25 protein-coding genes and 2 pseudogenes are annotated in these 24,437 nt (G+C 53.7%); 6 read left to right on the forward strand and 21 right to left on the reverse strand.

Translation table 11 applies throughout. The features are described 5' to 3' along the window. The 9 genes and pseudogenes from AC2T28_RS22100 to AC2T28_RS22140 form a co-directional block, all read right to left on the reverse strand. A pseudogene (locus AC2T28_RS22100) lies at positions 1 to 159 on the reverse strand (preQ(1) synthase); the annotation flags it as partial. A gap of 12 nt (positions 160 to 171) precedes the next feature. Then, the gene (queE, locus tag AC2T28_RS22105) at positions 172 to 891 is read right to left on the reverse strand and encodes a 7-carboxy-7-deazaguanine synthase QueE (RefSeq protein WP_486750779.1); all 720 of its coding nucleotides are present in this window, start codon (positions 889 to 891) and stop codon (positions 172 to 174) included. Then, on the reverse strand, positions 888 to 1,244 hold the full coding sequence (locus tag AC2T28_RS22110; protein WP_486750780.1) for a 6-pyruvoyl trahydropterin synthase family protein: 357 nt from the start codon (positions 1,242 to 1,244) through the stop codon (positions 888 to 890). Before AC2T28_RS22110 ends, queE begins: the two co-directional genes overlap by 4 nt. Beyond that, entirely contained in the window at positions 1,244 to 1,936 is a 693-nt protein-coding gene (gene queC / locus AC2T28_RS22115; RefSeq protein WP_486750781.1) for a 7-cyano-7-deazaguanine synthase QueC, read from the reverse strand. The genes AC2T28_RS22110 and queC overlap by 1 nt, the downstream gene beginning before the upstream one ends. A 709-nt stretch (positions 1,937 to 2,645) precedes the next feature. Further along, positions 2,646 to 4,142 (reverse strand): UxaA family hydrolase, encoded by a 1,497-nt coding sequence (locus AC2T28_RS22120; protein WP_486750782.1) that lies wholly within the window; start codon positions 4,140 to 4,142, stop codon positions 2,646 to 2,648. A gap of 4 nt (positions 4,143 to 4,146) precedes the next feature. Then, positions 4,147 to 5,163 (reverse strand): zinc-binding alcohol dehydrogenase family protein, encoded by a 1,017-nt coding sequence (locus tag AC2T28_RS22125; RefSeq protein ID WP_486750783.1) that lies wholly within the window; start codon positions 5,161 to 5,163, stop codon positions 4,147 to 4,149. After that, positions 5,160 to 5,906: an ATP-binding cassette domain-containing protein gene (locus AC2T28_RS22130; RefSeq protein WP_486750784.1), complete on the reverse strand. Its 747-nt coding sequence runs from the start codon at positions 5,904 to 5,906 to the stop codon at positions 5,160 to 5,162. The genes AC2T28_RS22125 and AC2T28_RS22130 overlap by 4 nt, the downstream gene beginning before the upstream one ends. Positions 5,907 to 6,006: 100 nt before the next feature. Continuing rightward, the gene (locus AC2T28_RS22135) at positions 6,007 to 6,945 is read right to left on the reverse strand and encodes an ABC transporter substrate-binding protein (RefSeq protein ID WP_157023442.1); all 939 of its coding nucleotides are present in this window, start codon (positions 6,943 to 6,945) and stop codon (positions 6,007 to 6,009) included. Positions 6,946 to 6,988: 43 nt separating this feature from the next. After that, a complete protein-coding gene (locus AC2T28_RS22140) occupies positions 6,989 to 8,002 on the reverse strand; it encodes an ABC transporter permease (RefSeq protein ID WP_138163339.1) in 1,014 nt (337 codons plus the stop codon). Between the two features lie 150 nt (positions 8,003 to 8,152). On the opposite strand from AC2T28_RS22140, the gene AC2T28_RS22145 reads away from it, so the two are divergent. Continuing rightward, the gene (locus AC2T28_RS22145; protein WP_486750785.1) at positions 8,153 to 9,058 is read left to right on the forward strand and encodes a GntR family transcriptional regulator; all 906 of its coding nucleotides are present in this window, start codon (positions 8,153 to 8,155) and stop codon (positions 9,056 to 9,058) included. Here the strand turns inward: AC2T28_RS22145 and AC2T28_RS22150 are convergent. Both AC2T28_RS22150 and AC2T28_RS22155 read right to left on the reverse strand, forming a co-directional pair. Beyond that, entirely contained in the window at positions 9,055 to 10,032 is a 978-nt protein-coding gene (locus AC2T28_RS22150; RefSeq protein WP_486750786.1) for an aldo/keto reductase, read from the reverse strand. The two genes, AC2T28_RS22145 and AC2T28_RS22150, sit on opposite strands and share 4 nt — an antisense overlap. Further along, a complete protein-coding gene (locus AC2T28_RS22155; RefSeq protein WP_486750787.1) occupies positions 10,032 to 11,144 on the reverse strand; it encodes a mannitol dehydrogenase family protein in 1,113 nt (370 codons plus the stop codon). Before AC2T28_RS22155 ends, AC2T28_RS22150 begins: the two co-directional genes overlap by 1 nt. A 102-nt stretch (positions 11,145 to 11,246) precedes the next feature. Between AC2T28_RS22155 and AC2T28_RS22160 the strand changes: the two genes are divergently transcribed. Genes AC2T28_RS22160 through AC2T28_RS22175 form a run of 4 tightly spaced genes read left to right on the forward strand, consistent with a single transcriptional unit; the run spans position 11,247 to position 15,016 of the window. Then, positions 11,247 to 12,101, forward strand: coding sequence for an amidohydrolase family protein (locus tag AC2T28_RS22160; RefSeq protein WP_486750788.1), 855 nt, complete (start codon positions 11,247 to 11,249; stop codon positions 12,099 to 12,101). Continuing rightward, positions 12,098 to 13,339 (forward strand): PfkB family carbohydrate kinase, encoded by a 1,242-nt coding sequence (locus AC2T28_RS22165; protein WP_486750789.1) that lies wholly within the window; start codon positions 12,098 to 12,100, stop codon positions 13,337 to 13,339. Before AC2T28_RS22160 ends, AC2T28_RS22165 begins: the two co-directional genes overlap by 4 nt. 55 nt (positions 13,340 to 13,394) lie before the next feature. After that, on the forward strand, positions 13,395 to 14,147 hold the full coding sequence (locus AC2T28_RS22170; RefSeq protein WP_486750790.1) for an SDR family oxidoreductase: 753 nt from the start codon (positions 13,395 to 13,397) through the stop codon (positions 14,145 to 14,147). Positions 14,148 to 14,167: 20 nt separating this feature from the next. Beyond that, positions 14,168 to 15,016 carry a fumarylacetoacetate hydrolase family protein gene (locus AC2T28_RS22175; RefSeq protein ID WP_486750791.1) on the forward strand — a complete coding sequence of 283 codons (849 nt, stop codon included), beginning with the start codon at positions 14,168 to 14,170 and terminating at the stop codon, positions 15,014 to 15,016. Positions 15,017 to 15,532: 516 nt separating this feature from the next. Here the strand turns inward: AC2T28_RS22175 and AC2T28_RS22180 are convergent. From AC2T28_RS22180 to AC2T28_RS22200, 5 genes and pseudogenes are all read right to left on the reverse strand, one after another. Next, positions 15,533 to 16,213, reverse strand: a complete 681-nt coding sequence (locus AC2T28_RS22180; protein ID WP_486750792.1) for an ankyrin repeat domain-containing protein — start codon at positions 16,211 to 16,213, stop codon at positions 15,533 to 15,535. A gap of 56 nt (positions 16,214 to 16,269) precedes the next feature. Further along, positions 16,270 to 16,752 (reverse strand): annotated as a pseudogene (locus tag AC2T28_RS22185) (GlcG/HbpS family heme-binding protein). A 154-nt stretch (positions 16,753 to 16,906) separates the two neighbouring features. Then, positions 16,907 to 17,308 carry a response regulator transcription factor gene (locus AC2T28_RS22190; protein WP_486750793.1) on the reverse strand — a complete coding sequence of 134 codons (402 nt, stop codon included), beginning with the start codon at positions 17,306 to 17,308 and terminating at the stop codon, positions 16,907 to 16,909. Then, positions 17,202 to 17,732 (reverse strand): sensor histidine kinase, encoded by a 531-nt coding sequence (locus AC2T28_RS22195; RefSeq protein ID WP_486750794.1) that lies wholly within the window; start codon positions 17,730 to 17,732, stop codon positions 17,202 to 17,204. Before AC2T28_RS22195 ends, AC2T28_RS22190 begins: the two co-directional genes overlap by 107 nt. Positions 17,733 to 17,775: 43 nt before the next feature. Continuing rightward, positions 17,776 to 18,618: a hypothetical protein gene (locus tag AC2T28_RS22200; RefSeq protein ID WP_486750795.1), complete on the reverse strand. Its 843-nt coding sequence runs from the start codon at positions 18,616 to 18,618 to the stop codon at positions 17,776 to 17,778. A gap of 662 nt (positions 18,619 to 19,280) precedes the next feature. Here AC2T28_RS22200 and AC2T28_RS22205 point away from each other — a divergent pair. Further along, positions 19,281 to 19,427 carry a hypothetical protein gene (locus tag AC2T28_RS22205; RefSeq protein WP_486750796.1) on the forward strand — a complete coding sequence of 49 codons (147 nt, stop codon included), beginning with the start codon at positions 19,281 to 19,283 and terminating at the stop codon, positions 19,425 to 19,427. A 42-nt stretch (positions 19,428 to 19,469) separates the two neighbouring features. Here the strand turns inward: AC2T28_RS22205 and AC2T28_RS22210 are convergent, their stop codons facing one another. From AC2T28_RS22210 to AC2T28_RS22230, 5 genes are read right to left on the reverse strand one after another with little or no spacing between them, the layout of a single operon-like run. Then, positions 19,470 to 20,501: an SIS domain-containing protein gene (locus tag AC2T28_RS22210; protein WP_486750797.1), complete on the reverse strand. Its 1,032-nt coding sequence runs from the start codon at positions 20,499 to 20,501 to the stop codon at positions 19,470 to 19,472. Between the two features lies 1 nt (position 20,502). Beyond that, positions 20,503 to 21,540, reverse strand: a complete 1,038-nt coding sequence (locus AC2T28_RS22215) for a glucokinase (RefSeq protein ID WP_486750798.1) — start codon at positions 21,538 to 21,540, stop codon at positions 20,503 to 20,505. Continuing rightward, positions 21,537 to 22,691, reverse strand: coding sequence for an ABC transporter ATP-binding protein (locus tag AC2T28_RS22220; protein WP_486750799.1), 1,155 nt, complete (start codon positions 22,689 to 22,691; stop codon positions 21,537 to 21,539). The genes AC2T28_RS22215 and AC2T28_RS22220 overlap by 4 nt, the downstream gene beginning before the upstream one ends. 8 nt (positions 22,692 to 22,699) lie before the next feature. After that, entirely contained in the window at positions 22,700 to 23,539 is an 840-nt protein-coding gene (locus AC2T28_RS22225) for a carbohydrate ABC transporter permease (RefSeq protein WP_486750800.1), read from the reverse strand. A 2-nt stretch (positions 23,540 to 23,541) separates the two neighbouring features. Further along, positions 23,542 to 24,429, reverse strand: a complete 888-nt coding sequence (locus tag AC2T28_RS22230) for a carbohydrate ABC transporter permease (protein WP_486750801.1) — start codon at positions 24,427 to 24,429, stop codon at positions 23,542 to 23,544. Positions 24,430 to 24,437 lie beyond the last annotated feature (8 nt).

A 24,437-nucleotide genomic window follows, 5' to 3' on the forward strand; every position in this document is an offset into this window, starting at 1 on the left:
GCACAGCGAGGTGAACTCGGGCGCGGTGAAACGTACCGCATAGTCCGTTCCGGCTTGCGGGTTCGGAACGCGTTCCAGCACGGCCTCTTCTGGTGAGTTTGGTAGCTCGGTTTTGCCACCAAGCTGGGTCAGGTTTGCATAGATGTCTTCGTTTGCCATTGTATTGTTCCTTCAAACGCCGCGTTTGTTGCCCCAGACGAGCACATGCAGCTGTGGCAGGATGGTGGGAGTATACCAGTGATCCCCCAGGGTTTTGTCGATCAACCACTCGTAGCGGTTCATGATGCCGTCCATATCGATCTCGGCATCCTCAGCTTCGGGTGGTGGTGGCGTATGGTTGCCCGGTTGCAGATACAGTGGCAGGTCGGGATAGCGCGCGGCGACCTCGCGGGCCCAATCATAATCAGCCGCATCAAAGATCACGATCTTCATCACCGTTTCGGCCTGTTTGGCCTGGGAGATGCAGTCGTCGAACTTGGCCCAGACCACTGTTTCCCCTGAGGATGGGGGCTTGGGGCTTAGGATCAGGGTGGACAACTCGCTGAACCAGTTTTGTGCAACTGACCCTTGGGTTTCCATGACAAAACGGTATCCTTTGGCGTGGCCTAAGGCGATCAGCTGCGAGAAATCCTGAATGGCTGGATTGCCGCCGGATAGAGACACGGCTATGGGCACGCCCCCCGACAGGCGCTCGACCTCGGCAAAGATGTCTGCCGCGCTCATTGGTGTCCAGTCGTGGCGGAATTTGCTGTCCACCGCATGCAGACTATCACACCACGAGCAGCGATAGTCACATCCACCGGCCCGTACAAAGACAGTCGGGACACCGATCACAGCGCCTTCACCCTGAATAGTGGGGCCAAATATCTCAGCGATACGCAGGCGGCTCATGGGCGATACTCGGCCCAGGTTTTGGGCGTCTCGCTGATCCGCACCGCACTGGTTTGGGGCCACCGAGCCCGACAGAATTCATAGATTTTCTTAGCCAAGTATTCCGAAGTGACCATATCATGGTCAAAAACTTCGTTCAGGTGGCGGTGATCCATTTCGTCGTCGATCCAAACCTTCAGCGGCTTTAGTTCGCGATAATCGAGAACAAAGCCATTCTGGTCCAATTCATCTGCGGCCAACTCTACCTCGGCGATATAGTTGTGCCCGTGCATGCGGGCGCAGGGGTGGTCACCGGGCAAGGAGCAGAGCTGGTGACTTGCAGAGAAGTGGAACTCTTTGGTGATCCGGTACATCAAGCGTCCTCCAGCACAGATTTCCAATAGTCTGGATCTGCATAAACAGTGGGATCCGTGACCCCGGCCAAATGGAACGCCTCGCGCCGTTCGACACAGGTGCCGCAACGCCCACAGTGTTGTTCGCCGCCTTTGTAACAAGACCAGGTGTCGGCAAACGGGGTGTCGTGTTTCACGCCCTCGGTAACGATGACCGACTTGGGAACATGCACAAACGGCGTATAGAGCTTTACATCGGCATAGCCATCCAGAGCTTTAGCTTGCATGGCCTCAAACGCTTCGGTGAAATCAGGGCGGCAATCGGGGTAGATGAAGTGGTCGCCCCCATGTACCGCGGTTGCGACCGCATCGGCCTGTTTGGCCGCAGCCACACCAAAGGCAATAGCCAGCATGATGGCATTGCGGTTGGGCACGACTGTGACCTTCATGGTTTCTTCGGCATAGTGCCCATCTGGCACATCGACATCATCGGTTAGGGCCGAGCCTGACAGGTGGGCACCAATATGACGCATGTCCATCAGGTCAAAGGGGACACCGAGCCGTTTAGCACAGCGCGCGGCAAAGTCGGTTTCTTTGCTGTGGCGCTGGCCATAGTCAAAGGAGATCAGGCCAATCAATTCGTGCTCTGCCGCAACTTTGTGCGCCAAAGAAACCGAATCGAGCCCGCCTGAGCAGATAACGATTGTCTTCATTTTCAGATCCATGTTTTGTTTGCCGGGTTGGCTACGACCGGCGCCCACATTGTGTGAGCGCCGTGTTTTTAGCAGATGTTTGCGGCAAGGTAAAACGAACTATTTGTCGCGTGACTACGCCAGGAGTACGTCTGACCAGTCAGAATAAATCTGTTTGCGACAATCAAAAACATCACTGGTTGGAAAATGCGTCGCAACTATATTTCGGGGGCAGCGTATGAGGTCAGGAGACTGAAAGTAGCCAGCAATCAAAGACTGCGGGTGACCGCTTTGTTCGAACTTCCGATCGTAGGTGACCGTTCTGGAAATTTAACTAGAGTACGGCAGGTTTAGGGAAAGTTCCTCAGCGCCCTTGCTCCCGCAGTGAAGGACCGCAAACCGTTTTCGTATCGGATGCTACATTACTCACCAAGGTCGTAAAAGGGCTGAAAACATAAATTCGCGGCGCCGATGTCCAACGGCGACAATGCGCAGGAAGCATACTTTGCAAAGTTGGGCCGGTCGTGATCTAGGAACTGATGAAAAAAGACCCGTTGCGGATATCGATGACGCACCTGGTGCTGGGATAAAGCTCCCGCAAAGCGGTCCTTCTTGAATTAGAGTTTTTGACTGTAGCGGATCGCTGTTAGTCGTAACGAATTTCCAAAACACATATCGTTGCATGCCAAGTTTCCTCTATCGGATCAGAGGAAAAATGAAACGATGGCGCCTAAAGAACTGCCCCAATTTGCCAAGGAACAAATTCAACCCCGCCAAATCCGAGATCTTCACTCTTTGTGTGCCGACCACTGGCGATGGCTATCAGCGCCTCGAAGATTTCTTCTCCCTTCTCGTCAAGAGACGCGCCGTCGGCGATGTCGCCGCAATTGATGTCCATGTCCTCGCCCATACGCATGAACATATCAGAATTGGAGGCAATTTTGAGGCCGGGCGCTGGCTTGTACCCCGAAACCGAGCCACGACCGGTGGTAAAGGCGATCAGGGTGGCCCCAGAGGCAACTTGTCCGGTGACGGAACAAGGGTCGTAGCCTGGACTATCCATAAACACAAAACCTTTGCTCGTCAGGGGGGCGCCGTACTCGAATACCCCGGACAAGGGCGCCTGCCCACTTTTGGCGACTGCGCCCAACGATTTCTCGAGGATCGTTGTGAGCCCACCACGTTTGTTGCCGGGGCTTGGATTGTTGTCCATTTTTGATCCATGGCGCGCGCAGTAGTTTTCCCACCATGCCAGTTTATCCACCAGCGCTTGTCCCACGTCTGTGGAGACGGCGCGACGGGTCAATAGATGTTCGGCGCCGTAAATTTCGGATGTTTCAGACAGAATTGAGGTGCCACCTTGCTGAACCAGTAGATCAGACGCGACGCCAAGAGCAGGATTGGCGGTGAAACCAGAATAGCCATCCGAACCACCACATTGCATCCCCAACACCAGCTCTGATACTGGCGCGGGGGAGCGTTTTGCTTGGTTGGCATAGGCCGCGAGAGAGTTGAGATGTTTTAGACCAGCTTCCATGGTGCGACGCGTCCCTCCCATCTGTTGTATCGTCATGTAGCGTAGCGCACCGTCTTCGGTAATCTTGCGATCACCTACCAATTCGGCCAATTGCAGTACTTCGCAGCCTAGTCCTACCAATAGGATTCCGCCAAAGTTCGGATGGCGCACATACCCAGCAAGCGTCCGCAGCAAGAGATCATAACCCTCACCTTGATTGGACATTCCGCAGCCACTGCTATGCACGATGGGCACAACGCCATCCACATTGGGGAATTCATCCAGCATGCCGGATTTTTCCGCCTGTTCGGCAATGAAACGGGCGACAGAACCGGAGCAGTTCACTGATGTAAGGACGCCAATATAATTGCGTGTTCCGACACGCCCGTCCTCGCGGTGATAGCCCTCAAACGTGCGCAGTTGTTTGGGATCTGGCAGGGGGTGGGCTGCGGAACCAAAGGCGTAATCCGCCACATGATCGCTCATGCTCATATTGTGACTGTGTACGTGAGAACCTGCCACTATGTTGCAATCTGCTTTACCGATGATTTGGCCGTAGCGGACCACGTGATCCCCTTTGGCAATATCTGTCATCGCCACTTTGTGTGACCTTGGGATCGGCTCGATTGCAACATCATCGCCTGCCGCAAGGGTTTGCAGAGTGATGGCAACGTTATCCACATCGTTCAGAAGGAGTGTTTTGGATGACATAGAGCTATTCCTGCAACTGAACGATGACTTTGATCAGGTCCGCGCGTTCCTCAGCTAGACCGTTAAACTGGACGGCCAATTCATCCAGTGTGAGTACCGTGGAACACAGGGCATCTGCATCAATCAAGTTGTCACGAAAGGCTGACATGACCCAATCAAAGTCGGACTTTAATGCGTTGCGACTACCGATCAGGCGCATCTCGCGCTTGTGAAATTCTGGGTCGCTGAAGGTGATGTTGTCCTTGACTACGCTGACCAGAACGTATGACCCGCCGTGGGCCACGGCCGGAAAACCTGCTTCGATTGCGCCGGCATGTCCGGTGGCATCAAACAAGACATCGTAACCTTCATCACCCGTCGCTTTGATTGCGGCTTCGATGCCTGTGTGTCCCATGTCGAAACCAAACTTCTCTGAAGCCATAGCCAAGCGTTCAGGGCTGAGATCCAGCAACGTGACGGTTGCACCCTTTAGGCGGGCAAACAAAGCCGTGCCTATACCAATGGGCCCTACGCCGGTTACCAGCACATTATCACCCTCGGACACGCCAGAACGTTGCACCGCGTGCGCACCGATGGCCAGAAACTCGACCATGGCTGCTTGGATCGCGGACAAACCGTCCGCAGCATAGAGGTTGCCCGCAGGTACCGCCAACTGGGGGATCAGACCACCATCGCGATGCACGCCCAAGACTTCGATGTCGTAGCAGCAATTGGGCTTTCCGCGTTTGCAGGCACGGCACTCACCACATGTCAAATAGGGGTTCACCAGGACCAGATCGCCTACCGACCAGCCTTCTCCATCGCACGCAACATGGCCGCTTAGTTCGTGACCGATAACCCGCGGATAGTTGAGGAAGGGGTGTTTCCCTTCGAGAATATGATAGTCAGTCCCGCATAGACCCACGGCGCAGATATCAACCAATACCCAGCCTTCTGGAACCTCATTCACGACTGGGCGAGGTTCCACCACAAAGGTTCCGGGTTGGACCACTGTACCTGCTCGCATTGTATTGGTGCTCATTTGGATCCACCTCGCGGCGCCCAGCCATCTGGCAATGTGCCCTTGATGATGAGGCTCAGAATATCGTCTTTGTTCACGTCTTCGATCCGGAACGTGCCGACATTGCGGCCCTTGTTCATCACCATCACACGGTCGCACAGGTCAAACACATCATGCATGTCGTGGCTAATCAGGAAGATGCCGATGCCTTCGTCTTTCAGGCGAAGCGTCAGATCGGCCACCATTGCCGTTTCCGATGGCCCGAGCGCCGCCGTCGGCTCGTCCATGATTAGAACTTTGGCCTGGAAGTAGATCGCGCGGGCAATGGCGATAACCTGTCGCTGCCCACCAGACAGCTTGGCCACAGGGTCCTTGAGGTTCTTGAAATTCGGGTTCAGCTGGCGCAGTGCTTCTTGCGCCTCGGCGTGCATGCGTGCTTCGTCGAGATTTCCGAAACGGGTCTTTAACTCGCGTCCAAGAAACAGGTTCTGCGCCGCATCCAGATGGTTGGCCAAGGCCAAGGTTTGATAGATTGTTTCAATGCCGTGTTTTTTGGCGTCGTGCGGAGATTTAAGATCAGCCTCTTGGCCGTTCACGTAGATCTCGCCGCCATTGGGTATCATTGCTCCGGACAGGATCTGCATGAGACAGGATTTTCCAGCCCCGTTGTGGCCCAATACACCGACGACCTCACCGGGATAAAGATCAACTGAGACACCTTCAACGGCATGAACACCGCCAAAATGTTTGTAGATCTCTGACATTTGCACCAGAGGGGTCTCTTGAGCGTTTGCGTCCAACATTATTCGTCCTATCGGAATCTAGAATTGGGTCAGCGAAGCCTGTTCGCTGACCCAGGCACAATCAGTACAAAACGTTTTGTGCGACTGGTGTGTCGATGTTGTCTTTTGTGACCATTACAACACCGGTGTCGATGAAGTTGGTGATCTCGTTGCCAGCCAGAAGATCTGCGATGGCATTCACACCCAGTTCTCCCATCTGGAACGAGCCCTGTACGGCAGTCGAAAGGAGGGTTCCGCTTTTGACCATGTCTTGCAGGTCCGCGTTGCCATCAAAACCGATGGCGGTCAGTTGACCCGCTTTGCCTGCTTGCTCAATTGCGCGGCCCATGCCGATTGCTGTTGGTTCATTGGCACCGAAGATACCAACCAGCTTGTTTGCAGCCAGAATATCAGTGGTTTGGTTCAGTGCGGTTGCCATTTGCGACTGCGAGTAGAACGGGCCAACGATCTCGATATCCGAGCTTTCGCCGATATGTTTTACAAAGCAGCCTACACGGCCGATTTCTGAACCAACGCCAGCGACATATGACATCACGGCCACTTTGCCTGAGGTGCCGACAGAGTCGATCATCATCTGAGCAGCCTGCTCACCCGCTGCACAATTGTCTGTGGACAGGAAGGTCTGGTAATACTTTTCGTTGCCTTCGGCCAGACCGCTATCAATGATTGCAACAGGGATGCCGCTTTCATATGCGCGCTTTACCACAGGGGCGAGTGCCTCTGGATCAGATGGTGCCAGGACGATGCCGGAAACGCCGCGGTTGATCGCATTTTCGACCAGGGCGACCTGATCTGCGATGGCGGATTCAGCAGCTGGACCGTTGAATGTCATCGTGTGATCGCTGTGGCTTTCAATGGCGGCAGTCGCGCCTTTGTTGACGTTTTGCCAGAAGCTGGAGTTCGTCGTTTTTACGATCACGGCGATCTCGCCGGCCGATGCGACTGTAGCTGCAGTGGCTAGGATGCCTGTGGCTAGCGCCGTTGTCAGTAGTTTCTTCATGGTTTCCTCCCGTTAAAAACTAGTTCTTGGTGATTGAGTTTGGTTAGTTCCGGTTGCGGATTTGGTCGATGTAGACCGCGCCGATCACGACAATCCCGATGATGATTTGTTGAATGAAGGCAGAAGTGCCTGCCATGTTCAGGCCATTTCGCAGCACACCAATGATAAATGCGCCGATCATGCTTCCTGAGATGCTGCCAACGCCCCCCATAAGCGAAGCGCCACCAATGACCGAGGCCGCAATGGCATCAAGTTCGTACATCACACCTTCGTTGGGCTGCACTGTGACAAGGCGTGACATCAGGACCATTCCGGCCAGTCCTGCCAGAGCGCCTGACGCTGTGTAGGCCCAGATTTTTGTTCGGTCGACTTTTACACCGGATAGGCGCGCGGCTTCTTCATTTGAACCGACTGAAAAGATGTGGCGACCAATCTGACGGCGCTGCAACAAGAACCCGCCAATCAGTGCCATTACGACCAACAGGACTGCGGGATAAGGAATGCCTGGGAATATCACCTTGGGAAAACCATTGGCCTGCATTTCGACAATGCGGAAAAACGAGCCATTGCCCAGTTGTCCAAAGGCCTCGCCAAGGCGGCTGATAGGGGCTGCGCCCGTCAATTGCAGTGCTACTCCACGCGCAATCATCATCATGCCCAGTGTTGCTACAAACGGAGTAATGCGCAGTTTTGTTATAACGAGACCATTGATGAAACCGCAAAATGCACCGGCTAGAATTCCGAAAGCCATAGCTGGCATGACTGGGACGCCAGCCTTGATCGCCAGCCCGGCAACCACACCGGACAAGGCAAGGACAGAGCCGACGCTTAGGTCAATGCCGCCGGTGATAATCACCAATGTCATACCAATGGCCAGTAGCCCGATAACGGAGGTTTGCAGAAGAACAGTCAAACCGTTATTCACTGAGAGAAAGGCTGGACTGGTAAAGGAGAACGCCAGTATCAGCAGCAGCAGTGTCAGTAGAGCTGACAGTTTGTGCAGGCTTGATCCGGTCGGCAAGAACCGCAATTTAGTGTTGCCATTAGTGTTGGACATGGTTGTTCTTGCTCCCCGAAAAGACATAATCTGTCTTTAATAATAATAAACATATTGACGAGAAGTTGACCCGTCAAATGTTTTTAATTTTTTTGAACATTTCAAAAAAACAGGTATAACGGGCCAATCGAGAGAGGAATGATACGACCTATGGCAAGGACCAATACCCGCTTCGTTGAGGCATACAATGAACTCTTAAACCTTTGTGATCAATTGGAAGTTGGGGCGTATTTGCCGTCTGAAAATGCCTTGTCCGCCCAGTTGGGCGTTAGCAGAACCGTGATCCGAAGCGCCCTGACACGGCTGGATGACTGCTCCATTATTGCGCTCGATGGCCGCGAAAAAATCCTAAGGCGTCATTCGAATGTGGAAGATCGGTTGGAGGGCCCGCCTGTTTTGTTGGGCATCGAGGAACTGGAGAGCCGATTCCTTGACTGGGTTTTACGCATGGATGTTCCGCCCGGCACCGTGCTGAATGTCGCGCAGCTCTCTAAAGATTTTTCTGTGGCGACCCATACCTTGCAGGAATTTTTCTCGTCACTCAGTCGTTTTGGTATTGTCGTGCGCAGGCCGCGCGGAGGTTGGGTGCTGCTAGGATTCACCAAAAACTACGCGGTGGAATTGTCAGATTTTCGAACCGTCTTGGAATCGAATTCCGTACGTCATCTTGCTGCCCTTCCATTGGATCACGAAATTTGGGCCCGTCTAGATAGTCTGGAACAGGAGCATCTGGATCTGTTGCTGCGCATTGACAAAGATTTCCATGATTTTTCACCGCTTGATGAAAAGTTCCACGCTGTTATCAACAGCGTGGTCACAAACCGTTTCGTCAAAGAGTTTCAAAAAATCATTTCTCTCGTGTTCCACTACCACTTTCAGTGGAACAAAACCCACGAGCGCGAACGAAACGAAGATGCCATTCGTGAGCATCTAGCGTTGATCGGGGCTCTGCGCAGTCGAAATGCAGATAAGGCTGAGGCGGCCGCGCGCCGCCATCTTGCCACCTCTAAGCAAACACTATTGTCCTCGCTTGAGACCAATAGCCACGCGACTTAAGTGGTGACAAAAGTCATTGCTGCGTCTGACAATTGTTTGTCGGCGGCATCAAGATTGCGTTGCAGCGAACTGACTTTGCCAGTTCCAAGCAAAACTGAGCAGGCAGCGGGATGATGCAGTGCAAATTGCAATGATGCCTCTGCCAAGGTGAGGCCAACTGCTTTTGCGCTGTCCTGCAAGGCTGTCACCTTGTCTAATATTTCTTGTGAAGCTGGCGCATAGTCAAACCAAGCCCCCGGTTTTGGTCCGGTTGCCAGAATGCCTGAATTGAAGATCCCGCCGAGCACCAGACAGGTGCCTTGCTGGGCACATAAGTCCAGCAACTCGGCTTCGGCCTCGCGATCTAACAGGGTCAGTCGTCCAGCAAGCAGAATGACGTCTAGTGGCGTTTGTTTCATCACTTCGATACAGACTTGGCTTTCGTTCACGCCAAGCCCGATCGCTCCTATACGCCCGGCTTGCTTTAGGTCCTGCAGCTCTGACATGCCTGATCCCATAAGGTCTTCCATATGGCGAGCGCCGCTGGCTGCGCCGTGGGTATAGTCTCCGATGTCATGCACAAACACGATCTCAACGCGGGAAGTTCCCAGCCGTTCGCAACTGCTCTCAAAACTTTCTAGAATGCCGTCTGCTGAATAGTCATAGCGAACCGCGTTGGGCAATGGTTCTATGAATCCGTCGGCTTCTGCCAATTGGGGGCCAGGTGACAAGACCCGTCCCACCTTGGTGGACAACACATAGTCGTCGCGTGGGATATCCCTAAAAAAGTTACCCATTCGTTGTTCGGACAAACCGCGCCCATAGTGAGGGGCTGTGTCGAAATAGCGGATTCCGGCGGACCAGGCGTGTTGCAGGACATCGGTCACGTCGCTGTCACGAACGACATGGCCAAGATTGCCAAGGCTGGCACCGCCCAACGATAGAGACGTTACTGAGATATCGGTTTTGCCGACGCGGTTTGTCTTTAGGGGCATCACACTGTTTCCTTATTATAGGCCACAATCTCGGTCAGAATTGGCTTGATAGAGTGGTCGCCTTGGGCCTTGGCCCAGTCCAACATCGCAGCGATCCGGCGCGTTACCTTCTGGCTGTGGTTTTGCGAAATATCCGCAATCCGGTGATCCAGAAATGGATTTGAAAACCGCTCTATTGTTGTGTCAACGTAAGGATCGAATTGATCCTCAAGCCCTGCCGCAACAAAGGCGGGCCTAACCTCGTTGTTCAGCACGTCTTTCAGGCTAGTCAGTTCGGTTGTATCCTGAACCAAATTTCGAACGAAAATGTCCTGTGAACCGCGTGCTCTCAACCATCGATCAGCCAGAAACGTGTGACCAAGGTTGAGGATGAATAGCTTTAGAGATTCGATTTCGCCCAATGACGGAACAACTTGTACCGAGGGATGATCACAGGGTAACGTTATTCCCGGCTGATCCTCTATCGCCCAAAGCGCATAGGGTTCAGCCACAGCACCTGCAGGTTCGATTGGTTGCGACACAATCCGATCCACCAGTGAGTTCACCCAGACAACGTCACGGTCAAGATAGTTGCGGAACTCAACAGGATCTTGTTCGGCCAACTGCATCACCCGGCGTTTCAGAACCGTTCCATTGTCTGCTATCAGCTCCATTGGCATGATCTGTATAGGTGCAGCCCCCGCCGCAAAACGCAGGCGCAATAAGTGGGTCAGCTTGGCTGGATAGGACATGGCCTGATCAAATTGCAGAGCCGAGTCTCTAGCATTGGGCGCAAACCCAGCGTCCCCTGTGTTTGACAGAACAATCTGCGCTTCGTTCACAAAAATGCGCGCGATCTGCACCCAATCGCACTCAGTCGATAGTGCTCGGATGACGCTTTTGACTTCGATTGTTTCTTGCTGCCGCTGCCCACCTTTCAGACCTTCGATCCGCACTGGGTAAGACCCTATCAAGGCACCCAGACGCTTAGCTCGCGCTGGATTGCCAGAGCTTTGCACCACGGTAATCGGCCCAACATCCTGACCGGCCTCCATCGCCTGAGACAGGAATAAATCGGCATGGGCTTGCAAAAACCGGCTGGTACCAAACTGGAGGATAGGGGTGGTTCGCACGAATTTTCCTTTCACAGGCGTTGACCGAGATCAGCACTTTACCTGAAATGTTTTTAATTATACAAAACAATTCGAGTCAAGTAGGCATGATGGGAACTTGAGATGGTCGAGCCTGTAAAAATCGATGCACACCAGCATTTCTGGCAAATTTCGCGTGGTGACTATGATTGGATGACAGACGATGTCGCGGACATCCGTCATGACATTATGCCGCCAGATCTATCTTCACTGGTTGATCGTCACGGTATTACAGGAACAGTTGTGGTTCAGGCTGCAGCGACCGTGGCTGAAACAGAGTTTTTGCTTGGACTGGCGGAACAAGGCAATTTTATCAAAGGTGTTGTGGGGTGGGTTGATCTTGATGACATCGATGCGCCGCAGACCTTGGATCGTTTAATGCAATCCACTGCCTTCAAAGGCGTGCGGCCAATGCTGCAAGACATCGAAGATACCAATTGGATTTCCCGGCCTAAGGTTAAGGCCAATCTCGCGGCGCTGGCGGAACGAGGACTGCGGTTGGATGCTCTTGTTGTGCCACGCCACTTAAAAGTCTTGGCTCAGGTGGCTAAGGAGCTGCCGGAACTTGCAATCGTCATCGACCATTGCGCCAAACCTGAGATTGCGGATGAGGCAGACGCTGGGGAAGCTTGGCGCGATGGCATGGCCTGCTTGGCCGAACTGCCTAACCTTATGTGCAAAATCTCGGGCCTCGCCAATGAAGCCGGGCCAGGGTGGGGAACAGAGCAATTGCAGCCCGTTGTCGATCATGTCCTGCGCCAGTTTGGCGCCGACAGGGTCATGTGGGGCAGCGACTGGCCGGTCTTGAACCTTGTCGGTGATTACGATCGATGGCGTGCAGCCTCAGCACAGCTGTTGCAAGGGTGTTCCGATCAAGATCGTGCGGCAATTTATGGTGGCACTGCTGTTAAGTTTTATGGATTGGAATTTGACGAATGACTTATCGCGTTGTCTGTATAGGCGAACCATTGGCCGAAATCTCGCGCCAGAAACCCAAACTAAGTGTCGGGTTTGGTGGTGATACTCTCAATACCGCAATCTACTGCGCGCGCGAAGTTCAGGGGCAAGATGTAGCAGTTCATTATGTCACTGCGGTTGGCCAAGATGTGCTTTCCAACAGCGTGGTCGAATTGATGCAAAGCGAGGGCATTGGCACAGACTATGTCTCCCACGACCCACACCGTCAGATCGGAATCTATGCCATCCAAAATGACGAACGGGGCGAGCGCAGTTTTCACTATTGGCGCGATGCATCTGCCGCACGTGAGATGTTCAAGTCCGAGACATCGCTGCATCTGGAAGCCATTAAGGCGGCAGATCTTGCCTATCTATCGGGCATCACACTGGCGATCCTGACGCAAGACGCGCGGGACCGGCTCTGGATCGCTCTGGCAGAGCGCCGCAAGTCAGGACTCCAGGTGGCGTTTGACTCCAACTATCGGCCCAAACTGTGGGAAACACCTGAGATCGCCCGTCGTGAAATCGCCCGGTTCTGGGACATCGCAGATATCGCCTTGCCGTCGCAGGAAGATGAAGCGGATTTATTCTGCGAAAGGGACAATGCGGCAATTGTTGATCGCATCATGACCTCTGGCGCAAAAACCGGTGCCCTAAAATGCGGAGCTGATGGACCTGTACCTTTGCCTCACTCGGCGACCACCCAAGTTTTTGCAGCGGCCGAAACCGTTGTAGATACAACAGGTGCAGGTGACAGTTTCAATGGCGCATATTTGGCTGCAATTGTTTGCAAAAAGGCGCACGACACGGCCCTGGCATCGGCACATGATCTGGCCTGTCGTGTAGTTGGTCATCAAGGCGCAATATTACCAAAGACCCAGCCTGTGCCCCCGCAACGCATGGGCAGTGTGATCCGGCTCAAACCCGAACACCTCAATGAATACAAGCGCCTTCATGAGGATGTCTGGCCGGGTGTTTTACAGCGGTTACATACGTCAAACTTCACCAACTATTCGATTTATCTGAAACATCCAGAATGTCTGATGTTCGGCTACTTTGAATATACGGGCAGCGACTTTGCGGCTGATAACGCTGCCATCGCGGCCGATCCAATCACCAAAGACTGGTGGGCGGTCTGTGGCCCTATGCAAACCCCGTTCGAGACTCGCGCCGATGGCGAGTGGTGGGCAGAGATGGAAGAGGTGTTCCATCTGGACTAGCGTGCTGCCGCACTGTCTGCGCGGCTGGTAGAACTCTCAGTATAGAAATGGATTTATGATGGCTCAACTTGAAGGACGACTTGTAGGAAAGACGGCACTGATCACGGCTGCCGGGCAAGGCATAGGCCGCGCCACCGCTGAACTGTATGCCCTGCAGGGGGCAAAGGTAATCGCTACGGATGTGAACGATGCGTCTCTGGCGGAATTGGAGGCCTTGGACAGCGTGTCAGCCGTGAAGCTGGATGTCACTGACGCTCAGGCAGTCAAGGACGTGCTCGGCCAAGCCGGCCCCCTGGACGTCTTATTCAACTGCGCTGGCGTTGTGGCCAATGGCACGATCCTAGAGTGCTCCAAAGAGGACTGGGATTTTAGTTTTAACCTGAACGTGACGGCCATGTTCCAAATGATCCAGACCGCACTGCCTGCAATGTTGGAGAATGGTGGAGGCTCGATCATCAATATGTCCTCCGTCGCGTCGTCGATCAAAGGCGTACCAAACAGATTTGCCTACTGCGCCTCTAAGGCGGCGGTCATTGGACTGACCAAATCTGTGGCTGCCGACTACATCAAACAGGGAATTCGGTGCAATGCGATCTGCCCCGGAACAGTTGATAGCCCCTCGATGCATGGACGGTTGCGCGCAACTGGAGACTACGAAAGCGCCCTTGCGGCATTTATCGACCGGCAGCCTATGGGCCGCATTGGCAAAGCCGAAGAAATCGCGTCGTTGGCCTTGTATCTGGCAAGTGATGAAAGCGCATTCACGACAGGTCAGACACATGCCATCGATGGCGGTTGGTCGGTTTAACGAAAGGAAATTGGGAAGAGATGAAACTACTTCGTTTTGGAGACCGCGGCGCCGAGCGCCCTGGCATAATGGATGCGGATGGTATCATTCGTGATCTGTCGTCAGTGATTGGTGATGTAGCTGGCCATGTGCTGGCCGACGAACAGCTCGCAAAGTTGCGCGCGATTGACGCGTCAACGCTACCCATTGTTCCCACTGAAACGCGGATTGGTGCTTGTGTAGGGCAAGTCGGAAAATTCATCTGCATCGGTCTGAACTATTCTGACCACGCCGCCGAAGCTGGGATGGCGCTTCCTGATGAACCCGTGGTATTTTTTAAAGCAACCTCGGCCATCTCCGGGCCATATGACGATGTCGAAATTCCACGTGGGTCGGTTAAAACCGACTGGGAAGTTGAATTGGGCGTGGTTATCGGTAAGGCAGCTAAATACGTCAGTCGCGAGGATGCGTTGAGCTATGTCGCGGGCTACTGCGTTGTAAATGATCTGTCTGAACGTGACTTTCAATTGCACCGCTCTGGCCAGTGGGTAAAGGGCAAGTCCTGCGATACCTTTGGGCCAATCGGTCCTTGGCTGGTGACACGTGACGAAGTCGAAGATCCGCAGAACCTAGACATGCATCTTGAAGTTAACGGACGTCGCTATCAGGACGGCTCTACCTCGACTATGCATTTCGATGTGGCGACGGTCATATCACATCTCTCGCAATTCATGAGCCTTCAGCCGGGCGACGTCATTTCCACAGGTACCCCTCCGGGCGTAGGTATGGGGCAAAAGCCCGAAACCTACCTGAAAGCGGGTGATCGCATAACGCTGGGTATTGCTGGCCTCGGCGAACAATCCCAAAATGTCAGGTCCAGCGAATTATGAGGGCATAAGTGCCTCTATTTTGGAAGTTCAAGCAATCCCATATCTCCTATATGGGATTGCTATGGCTAGGGCTGAGTGCCACCCACAAAGGTCTGATTTTTGCCAAATCTTTTTTTCAGGCTCGAAGACGAAAGTAATGACTTCCCACCCAACCTATATGATCTGCTGCGTGTACCAGACATACCATTGAAAGTCGTGTTAGGCCTGAAAGTGTGAATTCGCTGCGTAGAGTTCCAATGTCAGAAATGCGCACTTAGTGATATTTACAAAGTCTCGCCGCAGCCCGCTCTGGCAAGTCGTAAACGGCCCTTAGCTGCCATTGGGAGACGCGCGACACTTCGCGATCCAGCGCCATAAAAGCAGTCGTTTAACCTATCGCGCAGCATTTCCAGTAGTCCAAGGTCGGCTGAGCGGACGAAGCTGCCATTCTCAGTAGTTGCGCAGACGGCGGCTATGGGAAAGTTGCAACGAGCTTTGTGGGCACGGCAGCCTTCAAGATATCACACCTTGATAGGGTCATTGCCATACGTCCGATTTCAGGATGTCGACCATTTCGGTGTAGCCGCGTGACGTGGCGTGTTGCAGCGCTGTAACCCCATCGCGATCTCCGATAGATTTATCTGCGCCCGCTTCAACGAGGATCTGCACCGTTTTGATGTGATCTGTGCCACCGTCACCCAAGACAACCGCTTCAATCAAAGCCGTCCACGCCAGATTGTTGATATGATCCAATGGTGCGTCACCAGCCACCAGACGAGCCACGACATCATGGTGCCCAAGGTGGGCTGCGGCAATCAAGGCGGTGCCGTCATAGACTCTGGTGATCAGATCGGGCTTATTGCCAAGCTGCATCGCAAGCGAGACTAACTCAGGATCATTCGCCACTGCTGCTATCGCCAGAACATCATAGATACCGTCTTCCAAGGCATTCATATTCGCGCCACCGTTTGAGAGAACTATCAGCGCGTCATCATGTGAGGCAAAGGCCGCGATATACGCAGGGGTGCGCAGGGACCGATCACGGATGTTCTGATCAGCACCTGCTGCGATCAGACGGTTGATCTCATCTTCATCGCCCTCTTGGGCTGCAAAATGCAGGCCGGTATAAGATACAAAGTCCAAGGCAGACGGGCCCGTTTGCGCATGGGAAGCGCCAGCGTTGCCAATTGCCAAAGCGAACAGCAAAAACCGAAGCATGATTTTTCCTTTTAAAGAGATTGGCCTGTCCCAATTCGGGAAGGGCCGCAATTGGATTATTCAGCGCCGATTGCGTCAAGACCTGCGCGGGCAGTCGTCTCGTCAATAGTACCGAATGGCACGCCACCGACTCCGATGCCACCGACCAAAGCGCCACCGATTTTGATAGGTAATCCTCCTGCCTGGATCACCAGACGGCTGTCCATATCACGCAGGCCGCCGTTTTAAGGTTTGGCACCGATAAAGCCCGCAAGACCTGCCGTGTCACGGCCCATGCTGGCGGATGTGAAGGCCTTACCTGTGCTGGAGCCTACTGTGTGCGGGCCCGCGTTGTCAGCGCGCAAATGCACTTTGGTCACGCCGCCGCGCGCAACGATTGCAACGCTGACATTATAGCCCTCGGCAGAGCAAGCTGCGACGGCGGCTTGTGCGGACTTGGTTGCCATATTGAGCAGCAGAAAGGGCGCTGTCGGCAGGGCTTGGGCAAAGGCCGTGATTGGTGTCAGCAGGGCTGTCGCATGAGCAATAGAACGGATCATCGTGTTTCTCCTTTTGTTGAACCGATGCTCTGGTTCTATTCTGCCATGTGGATTGGCGGCATTCGTAGCCTCCGCAAAGGACTCCGTAGTTCTACTGATCAGCCTGTGCCTCCGGCTAATACCGTGTCAGTTCGGCCGCCGAAGAAGTGCCCGCTTAGGTCGCAATCGCTGCGCGGTGACTTTCTACCGTGCGGGGCGACAGAGCAAGCGCATCAGCGATTTGCTTGGTTGTCAGGCCCTTCGCTATCATCTCCAAGACTTGTCGTTCGCGTGTGGAGAGATGCTTCACCAATGCCACCGCCTCCGCGTGTTCTGTTGACGCCCGCTGGAGGCTCTCAAGTTCGCGGTGCCCCTTCTGAATCGCGTCGATCAAGTCTTGTTCGTCTACCGGCTTGCTCAAAAAATCGATCGCGCCATTGCGAAACGCGCGCCTGCATGCATTGATATCGCTATGCCCACTGATAGTAACAGTGGGCCAAGATACGCCCTGGCCGGTCAGTTTTTCTTGTAGTTTCAGGCCCGTAAAAGCGGGCATCCAGAACAGCGAACGGACCATCGATATGCGTGCTAATCCTGACCTGTGCAGCATCCGAGGCATCAACCGCATTGCGCACGAAATTTAACACAATTTGTTCCAATTCAACCGGATCAGCGTCAACAAAGAGGGGAAACTCATACAATGATAGTGTAATCGCAGCCCCCTTCGTCTTGGCCTCCAATGCTAACAGGTTCTGAACGCTTTGGGCAGTTTCGTGGACAGAACAGCTCTCAGAAGGTGCTCGGTTGGGTTTGCTCCAGCGTCTCAGGCGATCAAGGATATTCGCTGCGCGCTGTGCTTGGGATACTGTGTCGTCCAACACAGTGCCAAGACGTTCAACATCACCGCGTCGCGCCAAATGACGTCCAGCCTGTGCTTGGCTCAGGGTTACGGTCAGCGGTTGCGACAGTTCATGCGCCATGCCGCTGGCCATTTCGCCCATTGCACTGATGCGCGACGCATGGGCGAGCCGCGTTTCCTGTGCGCTAAGTTTGGCGCGGTTTTCTGCATTTTTGGTGTGCGCGTTGTTTGAAGCCGAAGGCCGCCAGCAAAATGAGCGCTGTGACCACTGCAATCACAGAGAACATTTTCCTGACTGGCAAGAGGTCAGACAGCCCGGTCGCCAAAGATATCTCAAACACCAAGGGCTGAGACACACTTCCAAGCGGTTTGGAGAACCCAGTTTCACCTGATGCTACCTGCCCCACCAATGCCGTTTGGCCGACTGGTGTGGAAAGACGCAAAGAAGTCGATGGCGTGTCCCAAAACGGATCATCTGTGGCAGTCAATGCGCGGGCGTCGATCACCAGCGCCAAACCATGCTGCGCCACGTGGGAATTGGGCGTGCGTTTCACAGGCAGGTAATGATCCGACAAATCTGGCATTTGCCCGATATGCAGAGCCCCTGTCGAGCGGCGCGCCAATTCAACGACACGTTCCCTGGCCTGTGCCGAGAGACCAGGCTGCGTTTCTATCATCGGTTGGGACGGATTATATGGGACGACATTCACCGAGGAAATTGGTGGATAGAAGCGCGTGATTGTTGCCGCGACTTCCAGTAACAAGTCTTGCCGCTCAACCCCACCCGCCACAAAAATTGCAAACAAAGAAGTCAAATGCGTATCATGTCGATCCGCCCGCCGGGAGGCCAAGCGATGCAGTGTTGCACTTTTGACCGTCAGTTCACGGACCACGTATTGCCGTTCAAAAAAATCGCCACCCCGCTGAACCCGAGTATGACGGCAAACGCCCATAGCAAAGCGTTTCTCCGGGAAACTACTGAGTATAAGACTGCCATTTGTACTCATCGCAGTTGTGGGCACGATCACCAATCCGTATTCCTACGGCAACATGGCTTTGCTGCAACGACAGCTCGATTTCGATTCCATATCGAAAGGACCCGTCACGTTCACATTTCGTCAGCGCAATGGAGCGGACATTGATGCAGAGGGCAGCGTTTTGAAACTTGGGATCTGACCTGCCATTCGAATGTCCACTCTGAGAGCAAACCGCCTGTCATTGGAATTTGCATGGATGTCTGCATCAGGACGGTAAAACCAGTCAACAGAATGAGGTTCTATCTGTTTGCGCTGCCTGTTTCGCTGTTGCGCATAGATCAAGCTGGTTTTCGCTGCCGTTTGCTTCCCTGGTGCTTCCGGCGCTTGGGCCAAACGCAAAAATCCACTTTTTATGGGTAACATGTTGTTTTATCTACTCATCCTATGCTTTCGGAAGCCAGAAACCATCGTTATCGAACTCAACTTCGATGCTGTGTTTGAGGACTGCGGGATAGCGACATAGTGAAAGCCTCTGAAACCTCCAATCGCGTGGCCGCCCTTTCTACCAAGAGTTAAGGCGAAGTTGGTCCCATTTCCTTCAAATCCACACTCGATAAATCAAAGGACCAGTAAGAAAATTGAGCGGCTAGGCGATGATCGCTCTGGCGCTGGCAGACTGCACGCCAGATGAGCCAAGGTTGGTGTCTGGCTAGGTGATCCTCGCGACTTTTGGGTCTTTTAGCCGGGTGTATGCCAACTATTTTCCCAACGAGGGACCAGCCAGATCCGCAGTGCGGTCACAGATCATGGTCGATACCAAGGTTGAGATCGACGCAGTGGTCTATAAGCCGCTGGATTAACCCCTTATCTGCTAAGAGTTACGGAAGCTAATGCTCCAAAGACTATACGGTTTCTGTTACTTTCTTCAAATGCCGGGGGGCATCAGGATTGCTCCCTCGTTCCTGGCTAAAACGTTCAACCATCGCATAAAACGATGCTACCAAAGCAATCGGGTCCGTAAGCGGATGGCTGGTTCGCACATGATCAATGCGCTGCGCGTTGCCGACCAGATTTGAGGTTGCAAAAACATGTGCCCCCTGCCCCGAAATCCGATCTGCCATCTTGGCGACCGCTGTTTCAGCAGCGTCTCCTGCGGCAAAGCAAAGCACGGGAAATCCGCAATCAACAATTGAAACCGGACCATGCAGAACCTCAGCCGATGAATAGCTCTCTGCATGTAACTGGCAGGTCTCTTTGAACTTTAACGCTGCCTCATTTGAAATGGCCCAGCTGGGACCACGGCCTAGAGTGAACACAGATGACTGACCACTTATCGCAGCGCGCACTTCGGGCCAGTCCAGGCCAATTGCTGTTGCAAGAACGGTTGGCAATTGGTGGATCGCCTTGCGCAATTCCGGGTCATTCTTCCATTCTGCAAGCAGCAACAGACCTGCTACTATAGAATTTACGAACGATTTTGTAGCAGCAACGCTCAGCTCGGGCCCGGCCATCATATCTAGCGAATGGGCCGATCCGGTCGCCAGTGGCGACGTGGGATCATTGGTGATTGCCACTGAATATGCACCACCGCGCCGCGTTGATTGAGCCAGTTCAACGATATCCGGGCTTTGACCCGACTGCGATACAGCAAGGGAAAGCCCGCCAGTCAGCTGCATTTGGGCGCCGTAAATGGATGCCACAGATGGGCCGACAGACGCGACCGGAATACCCAAAGTAAGTTCCGCAGCATACTTGAAAAAGGCACATGCGTGATCTGATGATCCGCGCGCCACGGTTACAGCAAACGCCGTTTCACGTTCGCGCAGGGTCGCGGCTGTCTTGGCGATATCACCACCACCGCCAGTCAACAGACGGTCAACTGCGTTAGGGATTTCCAGTATTTCGCGCCGCATTTGGCTGATTGCTTTTGTCATTTCAAAACCCTGCGGCCTTCGATGTTATTGAATTTTGACTATGTCCGAGAAGTCTAGAAGAGCTTAGCTGCGAACCTTTCCTCATCATTGCGGCCAAACAGCCTTCTAGTGCGGAGTGGTCATCCGTCATCAAATACACTGGAACAGACCGCAACAGGTTGCTTTGGCGACCCTTTGCCGTGAATTCATCCCAAAACAAATCACTTGAAATCAGGCTTTTGCATGCCCTCGTGACACCACCCGAAAGGTAAAGCCCACCAACGGGAAGGAACGCAAGAACCAGATCCCCTGCAACCCGCGCAAGAAATCTGACCAGCATTTTTGCCGTGCGCTCACAGGCTTCGTCGCGCTGCTCAATCGCCTGCTGTATGATTTCCTGTGACGTAAAGTTTCGCGGTGCAACCCCGGTGTGAGAGCAAACCCACTGGTAGATTTCCAGAACGCCCTGACCGGACAACGCTCTTTCAACGGATGCCCTGCCGCGATTTTGCGCCAGATGATCCCGCAATGAAAGCTCACTCACGGTTTCAACAGGTAAAGTCATATGACCACATTCAGCCGCGTGAACCACTGGCTGGGTATCTACGCCCATAGTCATGGCAGCCGCGTTAAAACCTGTCCCCGCGCCAAGCACCATCCTTGTTCCATTTTGACTTGCTGCAATTTTTGGCCCGGCAACATGTGAAATCTGATCCCCTTCCAGACGGTCGATAGCAAACCCAAGCGCCTCAAAATCGTTAAGAAACCGGATTTCAGCCGCGCCGGTTGCGGCGCGTGCGCCCGACTTGTCGATGTGCCAATCTCGGTTGGTCAGTGTAATCCCGTCATTTTCCACCGGTGCTGCCACCGCAAGGCAGGCCTTGTGGCACTGCTCGACTTTTTGCTGCCTGAGATAGGCACCAACGAGTGAGTAGAAGCTAGAGTAATCGCTGTTGGAATACCTCTGCGAAGTTCCCTCGAGAAGGCCATCTGGACCTGCAAGTCCAAGCCGCGTGTTGGTTCCGCCGATATCCGCAACCAGAATTGGTCCCGTGGTCATAGGCGTTCTCCGCTCTGGGGATCGAAGTATGAGATTTTGGAGACATCAAAGCATATGGGAACTGTCTCGCCTGAACGGACCTCTGCATCGCCATGCAACCGCGCGGTCACTTCGGCACCGCCAAGGCGGATCACGGCAAAAGTGTCTGAACCTGCTGGCTCAACCACATCAAGCAGGCAGTCAAAGTACTGATCGGCATGAACCGCACGAGACCCAAGATCTGTCAAAGCCTCGGGCCGAAGACCAATCTTAAGCGCACCACCCTGACGTTTTACAATACCGGCGCTCGGCGTCGGATCATGCAAGATCAGTGGGGGCTGACCATCTTCACGAGCTATTTCAATTTGTGCCGCTGAACCATCCATTTTAACCATGGCATCTAGAATATTCATTGCCGGAGAACCCATGAAATCAGCGACAAAGATATTGGCCGGGGTATCATAAATTTCTTTCGGCGTGCCGACCTGCTGAATCACACCGTCTTTCATCACAACGATTTTTGTCGCCAGTGTCATCGCTTCAATCTGGTCGTGGGTGACATAGATGATCGAAGCATTCAGGCGCTGGTGCAGGCGTTTGATTTCAGTCCGCATCGTCACCCGCAGCTTGGCATCAAGGTTAGAGAGCGGCTCATCGAACAAAAACAACTTGGGGTCGCGAACCAATGCCCTGCCCATAGCAACACGTTGGCGTTGTCCCCCCGACAACTGTGCTGGCGCACGGTCAAGCAGCGGTTCAATTTTCAACAGCTCGGCAACCTGTCCGATCTTTTTGTCACGCTGTGCCTTAGGCACTTTGCGCACTTCCAGACCAAAGCCAATGTTTTCTGCCACGCTCATATTGGGGAACAGTGCATATGACTGGAAAACCATCGCAATGTCTCGTTTTGCGGGATCAGTATGGGTAACATCGGCGCCACCAATACGCAGATGACCAGATGTGACCTCGGTCAAGCCGCCAATACATCCCAGCAAGGTCGACTTACCACAACCCGACGGGCCAACCAGCACTAAGAAATCCCCCTCCTCTATAGCAACGCTGATGTCTTTTAAGATTTTCAGATCACCGTAGCTTTTGTTCAGGTTTTCAACGGAAAGGATTGGCGTAGAGGGCACCGCGGTACTCCCTTTGGATTGGAGGTGAGTTGTCATGTTGTGCATCATCCCTTGACGCTTCCGGCAGCCAGGCCCGAGACGATGAAGCGCTGAAAGCAAATTGCCAAAATGGCCGGTGGAAGAGTGGCAAGCACCCCTACCGATGCGATCACACCATAGTCGGTGACCCGCCCGGCCGAAAAATCGGCAATGGCAACCGGCAGGGTTTTAGCGCTGAGATCGCTGGTGAAAATCAGGGCGTAAAAGAACTCGTCCCAGGCCACTAGGAACGACAGCATGCAGGTCGCTGCAATCGCTGGCAGTGCCAGAGGCAACACAACGCGGCGCAGGGTAAACGCTGTTGTTGCGCCTTCCATGAACGCGGCCTGCTCAATCTCGACTGGCAGAACGTCAATGTTGCTCTTCATCAGCCAGGTTGCAAAAGGCAACAACATCGCGCTGTAAACAATCACTAGCGTGGTGGTTTTGTTCAATGCACCCATCCCGCCAAAAATCTCGTACAGCGGCAACACATATGTGATCGGCGGCATCATGATGGTGGCAAGGAAAGCAAACAGCAGGGCAAGTGACGCCCCCCGGCGAGAAAACGCATAGGCAGCAGGAACCGCAACGATCAGGGCAATCAATGTTGCCCCCCCAGCGGTAAGCAAGCTGTTGCGCAATGCCCACAGAAACCGCTGGCCTGAACCTTCGTTTAGATCCATCAACCGCCGGTAGCGGGATAGGTCAACTTCGTTTGGCCACCAGTTCAGCGGCACTGCCGTCAGGTCATTGGGGCTGCTGATGCTCATCAGCAGTAGCCAGACCAAAGGCGCCAAGGTGAACAGTGTCAGCAACAAAGCAGCAGAATACAGTGCAATCGAAGTAAACCAAGACCGCTGCATGATCAGCCCCCCCGTTGGTCGCGGCGAACGCCAGCGTAATAGGCCAAGATCAACACAGCGCTGAGACCAGCAACCAGCACCGCATAGGATGCGCCACTGCCCGAGCGCAGATAGCTAAAGTACTCTTGGTAGACATAGAAACTTGCGGTTTTGGTGCCGTCAGACGGGCCGCCGCGTGTCATCACATAGATGATGTCAAAGACACGAAAGGCTTCGATGGTGCGCAGGATCAACACAACCAGCATCGGCCCAATGATCCACGGCAGAGTGATCGAACGGAACCGCTTCCATGCCCCTGCCCCTTCGATGGCGGCTGCTTTCAGCAGATCGCCGGGGATGGTTTGCATGGCGGCCAGTGCAATATAAGCAACCAGCGGAAAGTTTTTCCAGACATCGGCCAAAATCACCATGTTCAAGGCGCGATCAGGATCCCCCAGCCAACTGGTGTAGCTGTCAATCAGGCCAAGCTGCAGCAACAGCGAATTCAATGCGCCATAGTCCGGGTGGTAGATCAGCCGCCAAGCCACAGCATTCACAATGGTTGGCACCGCCCAGGGCAGGATAATGATGATCCGCAGGAACATCCGGCCACAAAATTGCTGGTTCAGTAGCAGCGCCACAGCAATACCAAGCACACCTTCAAGTCCAACTGAAATAACCGTGAAATAAAGCGTCCGCCCCAATGCATCCAAGAAGTCCGGATCGGTCAGCGCCCAGACGTAGTTCTCCAGCCCAATCCAGTTGACCTGCTGCTCACGCGCGGTGATTTCAGCATCCGTAAAACTGGTCCAGAGGGTCTGAAAGAAAGGTAAGACGGTGATAAAAGAGAGCACCAAGATTGCCGGTAGTAGCAGAACCCATTTTTCGCGTGATCTACTGATTGCAGACATTTTAGTGC

It is taken from the genome of Parasedimentitalea nitratireducens, from assembly GCF_057444295.1.